Annotated in this window: 13 protein-coding genes; 7 read left to right on the forward strand and 6 right to left on the reverse strand. The window is 71.6% G+C overall.

Features of this window, described 5'->3' with window-relative positions; all coding sequences use genetic code 11:
* Positions 1–41: 41 nt before the first annotated feature.
* Positions 42–2483, reverse strand: coding sequence for an immune inhibitor A domain-containing protein (locus ACIPAE_RS06380; protein ID WP_402443224.1), 2442 nt, complete (start codon positions 2481–2483; stop codon positions 42–44).
* A 290-nt stretch (positions 2484–2773) separates the two neighbouring features.
* On the opposite strand from ACIPAE_RS06380, the gene ACIPAE_RS06385 reads away from it, so the two are divergent.
* Positions 2774–3058 (forward strand): hypothetical protein, encoded by a 285-nt coding sequence (locus tag ACIPAE_RS06385; RefSeq protein ID WP_402443226.1) that lies wholly within the window; start codon positions 2774–2776, stop codon positions 3056–3058.
* A 54-nt stretch (positions 3059–3112) separates the two neighbouring features.
* Here the strand turns inward: ACIPAE_RS06385 and ACIPAE_RS06390 are convergent, their stop codons facing one another.
* The 3 genes from ACIPAE_RS06390 to ACIPAE_RS06400 all read right to left on the reverse strand — a co-directional run bounded on the left by ACIPAE_RS06390 (position 3113) and on the right by ACIPAE_RS06400 (position 5844).
* On the reverse strand, positions 3113–3586 hold the full coding sequence (locus tag ACIPAE_RS06390; protein ID WP_402443227.1) for an RDD family protein: 474 nt from the start codon (positions 3584–3586) through the stop codon (positions 3113–3115).
* A 133-nt stretch (positions 3587–3719) separates the two neighbouring features.
* Positions 3720–4406 (reverse strand): RDD family protein, encoded by a 687-nt coding sequence (locus ACIPAE_RS06395; RefSeq protein WP_402443229.1) that lies wholly within the window; start codon positions 4404–4406, stop codon positions 3720–3722.
* Between the two features lie 103 nt (positions 4407–4509).
* Positions 4510–5844, reverse strand: a complete 1335-nt coding sequence (locus ACIPAE_RS06400) for an RDD family protein (protein WP_402443230.1) — start codon at positions 5842–5844, stop codon at positions 4510–4512.
* A 281-nt stretch (positions 5845–6125) separates the two neighbouring features.
* Between ACIPAE_RS06400 and ACIPAE_RS06405 the strand changes: the two genes are divergently transcribed.
* On the forward strand, positions 6126–6605 hold the full coding sequence (locus ACIPAE_RS06405) for an SsgA family sporulation/cell division regulator (RefSeq protein ID WP_328464557.1): 480 nt from the start codon (positions 6126–6128) through the stop codon (positions 6603–6605).
* Positions 6606–6623: 18 nt separating this feature from the next.
* Here the strand turns inward: ACIPAE_RS06405 and ACIPAE_RS06410 are convergent, their stop codons facing one another.
* Together ACIPAE_RS06410 and hppD are read right to left on the reverse strand one after the other, a co-directional pair.
* On the reverse strand, positions 6624–7994 hold the full coding sequence (locus ACIPAE_RS06410; protein ID WP_402443232.1) for an FAD-binding oxidoreductase: 1371 nt from the start codon (positions 7992–7994) through the stop codon (positions 6624–6626).
* A gap of 152 nt (positions 7995–8146) precedes the next feature.
* Positions 8147–9271 (reverse strand): 4-hydroxyphenylpyruvate dioxygenase, encoded by a 1125-nt coding sequence (gene hppD, locus ACIPAE_RS06415; protein WP_329369083.1) that lies wholly within the window; start codon positions 9269–9271, stop codon positions 8147–8149.
* 124 nt (positions 9272–9395) lie between these two features.
* Between hppD and ACIPAE_RS06420 the strand changes: the two genes are divergently transcribed.
* The 5 genes from ACIPAE_RS06420 (at position 9396) to ACIPAE_RS06440 (ending at position 13920) form a co-directional block, all read left to right on the forward strand.
* Positions 9396–9866, forward strand: a complete 471-nt coding sequence (locus ACIPAE_RS06420) for an Lrp/AsnC family transcriptional regulator (protein WP_328464563.1) — start codon at positions 9396–9398, stop codon at positions 9864–9866.
* 47 nt (positions 9867–9913) lie between these two features.
* Positions 9914–10561, forward strand: a complete 648-nt coding sequence (locus ACIPAE_RS06425) for an ABC transporter permease (RefSeq protein WP_329369081.1) — start codon at positions 9914–9916, stop codon at positions 10559–10561.
* 40 nt (positions 10562–10601) lie between these two features.
* Positions 10602–11879, forward strand: coding sequence for a betaine/proline/choline family ABC transporter ATP-binding protein (locus tag ACIPAE_RS06430; RefSeq protein WP_329374266.1), 1278 nt, complete (start codon positions 10602–10604; stop codon positions 11877–11879).
* Positions 11876–12823, forward strand: a complete 948-nt coding sequence (locus ACIPAE_RS06435; protein WP_402443235.1) for an ABC transporter permease — start codon at positions 11876–11878, stop codon at positions 12821–12823. Before ACIPAE_RS06430 ends, ACIPAE_RS06435 begins: the two co-directional genes overlap by 4 nt.
* A 125-nt stretch (positions 12824–12948) precedes the next feature.
* Positions 12949–13920, forward strand: coding sequence for a glycine betaine ABC transporter substrate-binding protein (locus ACIPAE_RS06440; RefSeq protein WP_402443334.1), 972 nt, complete (start codon positions 12949–12951; stop codon positions 13918–13920).
* Positions 13921–13929 lie beyond the last annotated feature (9 nt).

The raw sequence follows: 13929 nt of genomic DNA on the forward strand, positions 1-13929 counted from the left end.
CGTCGCATCAGTGCAGGTCAGACCGGCGAATGTGACGCATGTTACCGGTGTGACGGGCCGACCTGGACCGTCATGGTGCTCCCGTCGAGCGCCTGGCTGAGGATGGTCAGCCGGGTGTTGGTGTCGGGGACCTTGACGCTGCCGTACGGGTTGTTCGCGTACCAGTACGTTCCGTAGTGGTCGTCGAAGGCCGGGCTGCCGAGCTTCGCCGGGATGCGCTTGGCGACGCCGTCGTTGTGCAGGGTGAACCCGGCGGACGGGTACCAGCTGAACGCCGAGTCGTACGCCTGGACCCGGTTGCGGATGACCGTGCCGTCGGTGAACGTCTCCGGCTTGGCGTGCGCGTCGACCGGCAGGATCTCACCGCTGCCGGGGTGCGCGCCCACGTTGTTGTCGGGCTGCGAGGTGTCCCACAGCCACACCAGCAGGCCGGTCTGGTACGGGTAGTGCTCGACCCAGTCGGGCCGGGTGCTGGTCCAGCCGAAGTTGTACGGGCCGGTCTTCAGCGTGGTGTCGTACGAGGTGTACTGCCGGTTCTCGGCGACGTAGTACTCCGGGTAGTCCTTGCTGAAGGACGCGCCGATCCGGGAGAACCCGTCGGCGCTCCAGCCGTTGTCGTCGGTCTCGGCGCCGTCGGTGAGCAGCGTCTTGCTGTCGGCGGTGACGGTGATCGCGTCGGCCGCGAAGCCCTGCTGGGCGACGCCGCCGTCGGTGGCGTAGCGGAACCGGAGCTGGATCTGCTTGCCCGCGTAGGCGTCGAGCGGGAAGGACAGGTCCTCGTACGCGCCGGAGGTGCCGGTCAGGGCCGGCCGGTCGCTGCCGTCGCGCGGGACGGCCTTGCCGTTCGCGGTGCCGTCGAGCGCGGTCCAGTTCGCGCCGCCGTCGGTGGAGACCTCGGTGTAGAGGAAGTCGTAGTTCTGCTCGATGTCCCACCAGCCCTTGAGGCCGAGCGAGGCGCTGGACGCGCCGGTGAGGTCGACGGTGCGGGTCAGGGTGTTGGACAGGTCGTCGCCCATGCCGCTCCACCACTGCTTGTCGCCCTCCGCGGGCGTGGTGATGGTGGTGGTGACGGACTTGTCGGGGAGCTGGACCACCAGCGCCTGCTTGTCCTTGGTGTTGTACTCGGCGACGCCCAGCTTGGTGGTGGAGCGGGTGGCGGCCTTGGCGGTGCCGTAGTTCAGCCAGCCGAGCTGCAGCTTGTCCCAGGCGCTCATGTCGTCGGGCAGGTCCCCGATCGCGTCCTTCCCGGTGCCCATCCAGGACCCGGAGGACATCAGCGTCCAGAACGCGGTGTTGTTCTCGCCGACGTACGACGTGTCGTACTCGTCGGGCAGGCCGAGGTCGTGGCCGTACTCGTGGGCGAAGACGCCCAGCCCGCCGTTCTCCGGCTGGAGGGTGTAGTCGCCGACCCAGATGCCGGTGTCGCCGATCTCGGTGCCGCCGGCCTTGTTCCCGGTGGGCCCGGACTTCCCGGCGTCGCTGCCGTAGGCGTACCAGCGGTGCGCCCACAGCGCGTCGGTGCCCTGCACGCCGCCGCCGGCCGACTGGTCCTCGCCGGCGTGCACGATCTGGAAGTGGTCGATGTAGCCGTCCGGCTCGTTGAAGTTCCCGTCGCCGTCGTAGTCGTAGCGGTCCCACTGGTCGTACGCCGCCAGGTCGGCCTTGATCTGCGCGTCGGTACGGCCCTGCGCCTTCTGGTCGGCGACGTAGGCGGTGGTGGCGTCGCGGATCAGGTCCCAGGCGTTGGAGCAGATCGTGGAGCCGCACCAGTCGGAGCCGTAACGGGCCTCGTTGTAGGGGACCTTGACCCAGTCGGTGACCTCGCCGTCGACCGAGTAGCGGCCGGAGGACTGCTTCTCGTAGTACTTCGCCAGCGACTCCTTGTCCTTGTCGTGCGAGAAGTACAGGTCCTGGAAGTGCTGCTGGTTGTAGTCCGCCTGCCAGGCGGTGCTGTTGTCCTGCGAACGGTCCGGCTGGGCGATGGTGTTGTGCGCCGGCCCGGGGTCGCCGCCGTACTTGGTGGTGGGCGGCTCGGGTCCGTCCGGGCCGTCCGGGTCGTAGGTGGTGGTGTCGTCCACCTGGTCGCCGAAGTCCACCAGGATGGTGAAGATCTTGTCGGTCTTCTCCCGGCCCAGCTCGACGTACTTGCTCTGCTTGCCCTTGCCGTGGCCGAGTTGGACCACCTGCGAGCCGTCGCGCTGCTGGACGGTGGCGTCGCCGGAGACGACCTGCTGGAGGGCGGCGGAGTGCTCGGCCGCCTGCTGCTTGCTGAACGGGCCCGGCAGGTCGTGTGGTTCGCTCTGCGCGGGGTCGTGGCCGGCCGCCGGAGTCGCGGGGCTGCTGCTGTGGCCCGGGGTCGCCGCGGCCGCCCCGGTGGCGACCGCGGGGACACCGAGCACGGCTATCGCGACTGCCAGGGCGGCGCTTTGGCTGATCCAGTGCTGTCTTTTCAAGATCCTTGACCTCCCCTTGGGAAAGGCCATTGCACCGGAGCGGCGGAGGAAAAGACAGATCTTGACTTGAGCATGACGGCCGGTTAGGTTGGCCGATTCCCGGTGTCCACCATCCGCTGACCGGACGTCACCGCACCAACTGCCCCCCGGTGCACATGCGTTGAGGCATCGGTCACACGTGCGACCCCGTGCGCCCCCCTGTGCTCCGCACCGTCGGTAAGGTAATGCTTACCCGGGGGCGGGCCTGGGCATTCCGAACCGTAGAGTCACCCCCCGTCAGCATGCCCCCGCATCGACGTACTCCGAGGACGGTTCCCCTCATGCCACGTCCTACGAACGCGCAAGTCGCCTACGGTTCCACGACCGTCGTCCTGTTCACCCTCGCGGTCCTCCTGCTGGCGGACGTGCGCTCCGCCGGCGCGGTGGTCGCCGTCGCCGCGCTCGGGCTGCTGCTCGGCCTGCTGGTCGGCGCCGCGCTGGGCCCGGGCGGACGCAGGTCCGCCGCCATGGCCGCGCCCGCGGTGCCGGCGGCGGTGCCGCGGGCCCGGGTGAGCGGTTCGGTGCAGAGCGCCGAGGCGCGGGTGGGCGAGCACTCACTCCAGTAGGCGCTGTCGCTCCGACGTCCCGGGGCACCAGGCACGCCCGGGACGCACGTCACGTCACAAGGCGGCCACGACCACGGTCTTGGCCGCCTTGTCGTGCAGGCACTGCCGGAAGGGCCGGTCCCAGGTGCACCACAGCGAGTTGACGAACCAGAAGAACGGGCCGATCAGGATCACGCTCAGCACCGCGGGCAGGACGTAGACCGCGGCGCGCAGCCAGCCGGCCGGGCCGGGCACCCCGCCGTCGACCAGCCGGGCCGCGCGGATGCGCAGCGCCATCTTGCCGACGGTCTGGCCGCGGGCGGCGGTCATCGCGCCCTCGATCACGAAGTACAGCAGGTAGGCGACGAGCGCGACCAGCGCGCGCTTGCCGAGCGCCCCGTCGGTGCCGTGCCGGATGTCGTCGCCCATCGCGGCCAAGGAGACCAGGACCACCACGGCGAGGAGGATCACCGTGTCGATCAACCGTGCGAGGAAGCGCTGACCCAAGGTGGCCAGCGGTGCCATGCCCTCGGGGTGTTCTGCCGTCATGACCCTGAGTAAACCAGCCGTTCGGGTGACGGCACACCCCCCGGGTTGACGGGTTCTGCCCCTTCGGGAACCACCTGCCGGTGGGTGGTTGCTCGCCCCTGAGGAGGTGCGGCTCCTTCCGCGGGACGGAGCGTCAGGGTGCCGTCTGGACGACCACCGTCTTCGCCGCCTTGTCGTGGATGCCCTGCTTGTAGGGGCGGTCGACGAGGACGGTCGCGCCGATGACGAGGAACCACACGCAGGAGCAGCAGAACGCGGGCACCCACAGGATGGCCGCGCGGACCGCGGCGGCGTTGGAGGTGGGCACGCTGCCGTTCTCGAGCATGGCGGTCCGCAGCCGCATCATCTTCTTGCCGACGGTCTGCCCGCTCGCACGGGTCATCAGGAACTCGTAGACGAAACCGAATCCGGCGGTGAAGATCCCGCCGACCGCGGAGCGGCCCGTGCTGAAGTGGCTGTCCTGGACCCCGACGGCCGCCCAGTCCAGCAGGAACGCGGGGATGAGCACGATGATGATGTCGATGATCCGCGCCAGCACCCGCTTGCCGGCCTCGGCGAGCGGCGGCATCCCGGCGAGCGGGTCGGGGCCACCCGGACCGCCCGAGTACGGGTTCTGGCCGTAGGGGTTCTGCTCGTACGGGTTCTGGCCGAAGCCGCCCTGACCTCCCGGGCCGCCGGGGGGCGGCGGGGGGCCGCCGGGCGGCGGGGCACCGTACGGACCGCCGCCGTACGGGCTGCCGGGCGGGGGCTGGTTCGGCGGGGGCTGGCCGCCTGACGGTTTGTCGTAGGGTGAGCCGCCGCCGGGCTGATCGCTACTCATGTCCCGAGTCAAACCCGCACGGTGCGTCACCGCCCGTGGGCGGCAGCCGATCGGAGTACGGCGCCGGGCGGGCGCACGGCCCCGGGCGGGCGGCCCGGGACGGTTACCCGCGGGCCACGAACGTGCGGGCCGCCTTGTCGTGCCAGCACTGCTTCCACGGCCGGTCGAACAGGCACCAGGCCACCCCGACCACGCCGACCACCAGCAGGTTCAGCACGGTCCGCAGCAGCCAGCGGCGCACGCTCGCGCCGAAGCCGGGCGGGAGTTGCGCCTCGATGTCCAGCACCCTCAGGCCGACCAGCCGCTTGCCGAGGGTCCGTCCCCACCTGGCGGTGGGCAGCACTTCGAGCAGCACCCCGGCGACGAGGAACGTGGCCAGTACGACGCCGAGTTGGACCCCGGTGGTGCCGTCGATCAGCCAGACCTTGACCGTCTCCCCGGTCAGCCGGGCCTGGTCCACCTTGTCCTTGGCGTGGTGGTAGGCCGCGGTGCCCAGCGGCACCGCGGCGACCCCGGTCACCGCGGCCAGCACCACCGCGTCCACCAGCCGCGCCAGGAACCGGCGGACCAGGCCGCCGGGCCGGTCCTGGCCCTGCGAGACGCCGAACGGGTCGCTGGCCGGCGGTCGCCACGGCACGACCCCGCCCTCGCCGCGGGCCAGGTCCTGCACCTGCGCGGCCCACGGCGGGGACGCCTGCGCGGCGGCCTCGGGCGCGGGCGCGGGCGCCGGCACCAGGGGCGACGGCTGCGGCGCGGGCCGAGGGTGCAGCGGGGGCTGAGCCTGGAGCGGCGGCTGCTGACCGGCCGGGGCGGAACCGGCGGCGGGCAGCGACTGGCGCTCCTGCGGCCGCGGCAGCGCGGGCTGCGGCGCGCGTTCGGCGGCCGGGGCGGGGCCGGGCGCGGGAGCCGGAGACGGCGCCGGGGACTGCGGCTGGGGCTGGGCCGGGGTCTGGGGCTGAGCCGGGGCGCCCCAGGAGATCGGGGGCAGTTGCGGTTCCGGCCGGGCCTGCGGCACGGGCCAGGACGGCGCCGGGTCCTGGGCGAGGTGCGCCCGCGGGTCGGGCGCCGGCCGCCACTGCTCGGGCGGCGGTGCCGGCACCTGCTCCTGGCTGGCGGTGGGCCAGTGGTCGGCGGTGGGCGCGGCGGGGTCCTCGTCGAGGAACATCGGGCCGGACTCGTCGAGCGCGGGCGCACCGCTCGCCGCGGCGCGGCCGGGAGGGGCCTCGTCCACCGGCTCGACGCGGCCGGGAGGGGCCTCGTCCACCGGCGCGGGACGGCTGGTGCCCGGCACCCACGCGGAGCCGTTCCAGTAGCGGATGTAGTGCGGGATCGAGGGGTCCGGGTAGTACCCCGGCACCGGGGCGCCGGACCCACCCGCGGAAGCGGACGGCTGGGAGGACGCCGACGAACCTGAGGAGCCAGAAGTGGGTGCGCTCATGGTCACAGTTCCGTATCTGCTCGGCCGCGGGGTGGTGTGACGTCCACATCTACCAGAATGGCCGACCCGGCGTGTCCACCGTGCCGCGCACTCCGCTCGCTGACGTCTCGTGGACACGTCATTACCCCGATGCGCCGTCGTGCGCTCCGGGTTCAGGAAATCTGAACCGAATCGGGGAAACCCGCGTAATGGTTGAGGAGGCACGCGCTCTCTTCCAGGTGCGGGCCCCGTTGCGACACCCGCCCCCGGGGCCACCGCGCCAAGGAAAGGACGTCGGACTCATGCAGAACGTGGTGGAACGCGAACTCGAGATGCAGCTCGTACTCTCACCGGAACGAAGCATTCCGGTGCCGGCCCGGCTCGCCTACCGTACGGACGACCCGTACGCGGTGCACATCACCTTCCACGTCGGCTCCGACGCGCCCGTCAACTGGACGTTCGCGCGCGAGCTGATCGTGGAGGGGGTGTTCCGGCCCTGCGGGCACGGCGATGTGCGGATCTGGCCGACCAAGGTCAACGGACGCAGCGTGCTGTGCATGGCGCTCAGCTCGCCCGACGGCGACGCGCTGCTGGAGGCGCCGTCGTCGCCGGTGGCCGCCTGGCTGGAGCGCACCCTGCGGGTGGTCCCGCCGGGCAGCGAGCACGAACAGCTCGGCATGGACGACGGGTTGAGCCGGCTGCTCGCCCCCGCGGCCGGGGACGAGCTGTGGCTGCGCGACCCGTGGTCGGACTCCGACGACACCCCGGACGCCAGTGCCTAGTGCCGTGGCAGGGCGCGGTCAGAGCACCTTGCCGGGGTTGAGCAGCCCGAGCGGGTCGAAGACCGCCTTGACGCCGCGCTGCAACTCCGCCCCCACCGGGCCCAGTTCGCGGGCGAGCCAGTCCTTCTTCAGCAGGCCCACGCCGTGCTCGCCGGTGATGGTGCCGCCCAGCGAGAGGCCGAGGGCCATGATCGCCTCGAAGGACTCGTGCGCCCGGCGGGTCTGGTCGGGGTCCTGCGCGTCGAAGCAGACGATGGGGTGGGTGTTGCCGTCGCCGGCGTGCGCGCACACCCCGATGGTCAGCTCGAACTTCGCGGCGATCGCGGCCACTCCGTCGAGCATGTCGGCGAGCTTCGCACGCGGCACGCACACGTCGTCGATCATCGAGGCGGTGGAGATCCGCTCCAGCGCGGGCAGCGCCAGCCGGCGGGCCTCCAGCAGCATCTCCGACTCGGCGGGGTCGTCGGCCGGCACCACCTCGGTGGCGCCCGCCGCCGTGCACAGTTCGGCGAGCGCGGCGAGGTCCGCGGCCGGGTCGGCGGAGTCGTACCCGGCGAGCAGGAGCGCCTCGGTGCTCTCCGGCAGGCCCATCCGCGCCATGTCGTTGACCGCGCGGATGGTGGTGGCGTCCATCAGTTCCAGCAGCGAGGGGGCGTGGCCACTCTCCATGACCGCGCACACCGCGGCGCCGGCCGCCGCGGCCGACGGGAACTCCGCGACCAGGGTGAGCTGCGGGCGCGGGGCGGGCTTCAGCGCGAGCACCGCCTTGACCACCACGCCGAGGGTGCCCTCGGAGCCGACGAAGAGCCGGGTCAGGTCGTAGCCGGCGACGCCCTTCGCGGTGCGCCGGCCGGTGCTCAGCAGCCGCCCGTCGGCGAGCACGACGTCGAGGCCGAGGACGTACTCCGCGGTCACGCCGTACTTCACGCAGCACAGGCCGCCGGCGCCGGTGCCGATGTTGCCGCCGATCGTGCACTGTTCCCAACTCGACGGGTCCGGCGGGTAGGACAGGCCCTGCTCCGCGACCGCGCGGGACAGCACCGCGTTGACGACGCCGGGTTCCACGACGGCGATCCGCTCGACCGGGTCGATCTCCAGGATGCGGTCCATCGCGGTCAGCGACAGCACGATGCAGCCGTCCACGGCGTTGGCGCCGCCGGACAGGCCCGTGCGGGCGCCTTGCGGTACCACCGGGACGCGGAACCTCGTGGCCGTCCGCATCACGTGCTGGACCTCTTCCACGGACCTGGGGCGCACCACGAAGTCCGGGGTACCCACGTCCGAGAAGCTCGCCATGTCGTGGGCGTACGACGCCACCACGTCCGGATCTGTGAGTATCGCTTCCGCGGGCAGCCCCGCCGCCAGCTCGGCTTTTACGTCGTCGCGCATGCCGTCAGCGTGTCATACGGCTCCGCCGTTGTGGAGTGCGGTCCACTCCCCGAAAGCGGGGTCACCCCCAAGGGGCGCGGGGTACCTCGCGAGCAACCGCCCACCGGCGGGTGGTCCCGGAACCGACGGAACCACCCGCCCTGGAGGGTCCGCTACAGGTTGCCGCGTCGTTCCTGCTCGCGCTCGATCGCTTCGAAGAGCGCCTTGAAGTTGCCCTTGCCGAATCCCATGGAGCCGTGCCGCTCGATCATCTCGAAGAAGACGGTCGGCCGGTCCTGTACCGGCTTCGTGAAGATCTGCAGCAGGTAGCCGTCCTCGTCGCGGTCGGCGAGCAGCTTCAGTTCGCGCAGCTCGTCGAGCGGGACGCGGGTCTCGCCGACCCACTCCCCGAGGGTGTCGTAGTAGGAGTCGGGGGTGTCGAGGAACTCGACGCCCGCGGCGCGCATGGCCCGGACGGACGCGACGATGTCGTTGGTGGCCAGCGCGATGTGCTGGACGCCCGGCCCGCCGTAGAACTCCAGGTACTCGTCGATCTGGGACTTCTTCTTGCCCGCGGCCGGCTCGTTGAGCGGGAACTTGACCTTGCGGGAGCCGTCGGCGACCACCTTGGACATCAGGGCGGAGTACTCGGTGGCGATGTCGTCGCCGACGAACTCCTTCATGTTGGTGAAGCCCATGACGTTGTTGTAGAAGGCGACCCACTCGTTCATCCGGCCGAGTTCGACGTTGCCGACGCAGTGGTCGACGGCCTGGAAGAAGCGGCGGGTGGGCGGCTCGACGATGGGCTCGGTGGCCTGGTACCCGGGCAGGTAGGGGCCGTCGTAGCCGGTGCGGTCGACCAGGGTGTGCCGGGTCTCGCCGTAGGTGGCGATGGTGGCGAGCACGACGGTGCCGTGGTCGTCCTTCAGCTCGTACGGCTCGGTGAGGCCGGTGGCGCCGTGCGCGACCGCGTAGGCGTACGCGGCGCGGGCGTCGGGCACCTCGATGGCGAGGTCGAACACGCCGTCGCCGTGCGCGGCCACGTGGTCGGCGAGGAAGCGGCCGTGCTCGCTGACCGGCTTGATCACCGAGGTGAGGACGAAGCGGGCGCCACCCGACTCCAGGACGTACGAGGCGGTCTCGCGGCTGCCGTTCTCGGGGCCGGCGTAGGCCACCTTGCGCATGCCGAACGCGGTGGAGTAGTAGTGCGCGGCCTGCTTCGCGTTGCCCACCGCGAAGACGACGGCGTCCATGCCCTTGACGGGGAAAGCATCCGGGGTCCCAGTGAGTGCAGTCATGGGAAAAGCGTCCCGCCGCCCTTCAGAGTGCGCAATAGTTCCGGTTTTCGCTGGACAGAGTGTTCAGCGGTGGTGAGGCTCGTATCGTCAATCTGTACAGGATGACCATGGAAGGCGGGCGGGGATGGGGATCGACGCGCTGGACGGGCGGCTGATCACACTGCTGGACCGGGAGCCGCGGATCGGCGTGCTGGAGGCGTCGCGGCGGCTGGGGGTGGCGCGCGGCACCGTGCAGGCGAGGCTCGACCGGCTGCGGGCCAACGGAGTGATCCGCGGCTTCGGACCTCAGGTGGACCCGGCGGCGCTCGGCTACCCGGTGACGGCGTTCGCCACGTTGGAGATCCGGCAGGGCCAAGGCGCGGACGTGCGCGCGCATTTGGCCGGGGTGCCGGAAGTGCTGGAGCTGCACACCACGACCGGCGAGGGCGACATGCTCTGCCGGCTGGTGGCCCGGTCGAACGCCGATCTCCAGCGGGTGATCGATCGGGTTGTCGGCTTTGATGGCATCGTCCGGGCCGCCACGGCGATCGTCATGGAGAACCCGGTGCCGCTGCGGATCATCCCGCTGGTGGAGCAGGCCGCGCGGGACACCTGACGAGCCGCGCGAGGCGCGGGACGCGAGGCGACGGGAGGAGGCCGGCGGTGAGCTTCTGGCAGTTCCTGTCCAGCCGGCACCAGCAGCTCCTCGTCGACGCCTACCAGCACGCCAGCGCGGTCTTCCAGTGCATGGTGATCGCCACCGTGATCGGCGTGCTGATCGGGGTGCTCACCTACCGCACCGAGTGGGCCGGCAACCTCGCGATCACCACGACCGCGGCGATCCTCACCGTCCCCTCCCTGGCGCTGATCGGTCTGCTGATCCCGATCCTCGGCCTGGGCGTCCCGCCGACGGTGACGTCCCTGGTGCTGTACGGGCTGCTGCCGATCGTGCGCAACTCGATCGTGGGCCTGCGCGGGGTGGACGCCTCGCTGGTGGAGGCCGCCCGCGGCATCGGCATGTCCCGGCTGGCGCGGCTGGTACGAGTGGAACTGCCGCTGGCCTGGCCGCCGATCCTCACCGGTATCCGGGTCTCCACGCAGATGCTGATGGGCATCGCCGCGATCGCCGCGTACGCCTCGGGGCCGGGCCTGGGCAACGAGATCTTCACCGGCATCGCGTCGCTGGGCAGCGCCAACGCGCTCAACGAGGTGCTGGCGGGCACCCTCGGCATCATCGTGCTGGCGCTGGCCTTCGACGCGGTCTACGTCCTGATCGGCCGGCTGACCATCCCGAGGGGGATTCGTGGCTGAGGCAGCGGAGCCGGCACGGGCGAAGGACGGCGGCGGGGCCCTGGAGGGCGCCGGGGCGCTCGGCGGCGGACAGGCACCCGGCGGCGGACTGGCGTCGGGCGCCCCGATCGTGCTGGAGAACCTGACCAAGCGCTATCCGGGCAACCCGCGGCCCGCCGTGGAGAGCGTGAGCATGGAGATCAAGGCCGGCGAGACGGTGATCCTGGTCGGGCCGTCCGGCTGCGGCAAGTCCACCACGCTGAAGATGATCAACCGGCTGATCGAGCCGTCGTCCGGGCGGATCAGGATCGGCGACGAGGACGTCACCGGGATCGACCCGGTGAAGCTGCGCCGCAAGGTCGGCTACGCGATCCAGTCCTCCGGGCTCTTCCCGCACATGACGGTCGCCGAGAACATCGCGCTGGTGCCGAAGATGGTCGGGTGGGGCAAGAGCCGGGTGCGGGACCGGGTGGAGGAGATGCTCGACCTGGTCGGCCTGGACCCGCGGGAGTTCCACGGCCGCTACCCGCGGCAGCTGTCCGGCGGCCAGCAGCAACGGGTCGGCGTGGCGCGGGCGCTGGCCGCCGACCCGCCGGTGCTGCTGATGGACGAGCCGTTCGGCGCGGTGGACCCGATCACCCGCGACCACCTCCAGGACGAGCTGATCCGGCTCCAGCACGAGCTGCACAAGACCATCGTCTTCGTCACGCACGACTTCGACGAGGCGATCAAGCTGGGCGACCGGATCGCGGTGCTGCGCGAGCGCTCGCACATCGCGCAGTTCGACACCCCGGAGGCGATCCTCACCAACCCGGCCGACGAGTTCGTCTCCGGCTTCGTGGGCGCGGGCGCGGCGCTGAAGCGGCTGAACCTGACCCGGGTGCGGGACGTGGAGATCGCCGACTTCGCCGCGGTGACCGTGGACGAGCCGTTGCAGTCCATCTTCGACCGGCTGCGCACCAGCCAGCACAACGAACTGCTGCTGCTGGACCACCGCCGGCGGCCGTACAAGTGGCTGCGGCGCGGCGACCTGATGCGCGCCCGGGGCTCGCTGGCCCGCTCCGGCACGCTGGTGACGCACACGGTGACCCGGGACGCGACGCTGCGGGACGCGCTGGAGGCGGTGCTCACCGACAGCGGCGGGCGGGTCGCGGTGACGGGGCGGCGCGGCGAGTACATCGGGGTGGTGGACATGGAGACCCTGATGAACTCGGTGCACGAGATGCTGGAGGCGGACCGGCTGACCGCGATGGAGCACCGGCACGACCTGGAGGAGGTCAGGGCGCGGCAGGAGCAGGGCGGCCAGTCGCCGGGCCCGGACGCGGAGCCGCCGTCATGACCGGGGTCCGCCCCGGCGAGCAGAGCGGGGGCGTCGGGAGCGGCGGGCGCGGCGGGCGCGGCGGGTCGAGCCGTTGGGACGAGGCGCGCGGGGCCGCCGGGCCCGGGCCGCGCGGCACGGACGCGGACGCCGGTATCGACGGAGCCGGGGGCGACGGCGGGGAGGGCGCGGACGGCGGCGGGGGCGGGCGGTCGCGCCGGCCCGCCCGCAAGGTGACCTGGCGGATGCTGGTGTTCCGCCCGGCCGTCCTGGTGATCGCGCTGGTCGCCACCTACCTGTGGATCACCAACATCCACCTGGACGCGATCGAGCACAACTCGCTCGACAACGGCAACGTGCAACTGCGGCTGTGGCAGCACATCCGGCTCACCGCGATCTCCACCTTCTGGGTCCTGCTGATCGCGATCCCGCTGGGCATCGCGCTGACCCGGCGCCGGCTGCGGCCGGTCGCACCGGTGTTCACCGCGCTGGCCAACATCGGCCAGGCCACCCCGGCGATCGGGCTGCTGGCGCTGCTGGTGATCTGGCTGGGCATCGGCGCGCGGACCGCGATCATCGGCATCGTCGCCTACGCGGTGCTGCCGGTGCTGTCGAACACGGTCGCCGGGCTGCGGGCGATCGACCCGACGATGGTGGAGGCCGCCCGCGGCATCGGGATGTCGGCGCCGGGGGTGCTGGCCCGGGTCGAACTGCCGCTGGCGGTACCGCTGATCCTGGCCGGGGTGCGCACCGCGCTGGTGCTCAACGTCGGCACCGCGACGCTGGCCACCTTCGGGGGCGGCGGCGGGCTCGGGGACCTGATCACGTCGGGGATCGTCAACCAGCGCATGCCGGTGCTGATCCTCGGCTCGATCCTGACGGTGGCGCTGGCGCTGTTCGTGGACTGGCTCGCCGCGATCGCGGAGGCGCTGCTGCGGCCGCGCGGGCTGGGGGCGGAGGCGTGAGGCGGGCCGGCGGCGGGCGAGGGGCCGGGGGCGGGCGAGGGGCCGGGGGCACGGGCCGGACCGCGACCGCCGGGCGGCGCGGCGGACGTACGGCGAGCCGGCGGACGGCGCCGGGCCGGCGGACGCTGCTCGCCGGGACCGCGGCCCTCACCGCGCTGGCCGCGCTCGCCGTGCTCTCCTCGTGCGGCCTGACCAGTGGCAGCCCGCTGGTGGACAACGTGCAGCCGGGCACGCTCGGCCGCGGCAAACCGCTCAAGGGCGCCTCGCTCACCGTCACGTCGAAGAACTTCAGCGAGAACATCATCCTCGGCGAGATGATCGGCCTGGTCTTCAAGGCGGCCGGCGCCTCCGTGCTGGACCGCACCAACATCACCGGGTCGATCGGCGCCCGCGAGGCGGTCAAGTCCGGCCAGGCCGACGCGATGTACGAGTACACCGGCACCGCCTGGATCACGTACCTCGGGCACACCACCCCGATCAAGAACCCGCACGCGCAGTGGCAGGCGGTGCACGACGAGGACCTGAAGAACGGCCTGACCTGGCTGCCGCCGTCCACCCTCGACAACACCTACTCGCTGGCGATCAGCGCGAAGAACGAGGCGAAGTACCACCTCAGGACGCTCTCCGAGGTGGCCGTGCTGGCCCGCAAGGACCCCAAGGCCGTCACGCTCTGCGTGGAGAACGAGTTCGCCTCCCGGCAGGACGGGCTGGTGGGCATGGAGAAGGCGTACGGCATGAACCTGCCGTCGGGGAACATCCAGAAGATGGATGCCGGGATCATCTACACCCAGATCAACAAGAGCAACTCCTGCCTGCTGGGCGAGGTGTACACCACCGACGGCCGGATCAAGTCCATGAACCTGACGGTGATGAAGGACGACCGGAACTTCTTCCCCAACTACAACGCGGCGCCGGTGATCTACTCCAAGGCGTTCCGCAAGCACCCGGTGATCGCGAAGCTGCTCGACCCGGTCAGCGCCAAGCTCGACACCGCGGTCGCGCAGCAGCTCAACGCGAAGGTGGACGTGGACGGCCAGGACCCGCACGACGTGGCGAAGGACTGGCTGGTCAAGGAGGGCTTCATCAAGGAGGGGTGAACCGGGGCG

Source organism: Streptomyces sp. NPDC087270 (genome assembly GCF_044744625.1).
In the GTDB taxonomy this organism is placed as follows: domain Bacteria; phylum Actinomycetota; class Actinomycetes; order Streptomycetales; family Streptomycetaceae; genus Actinacidiphila.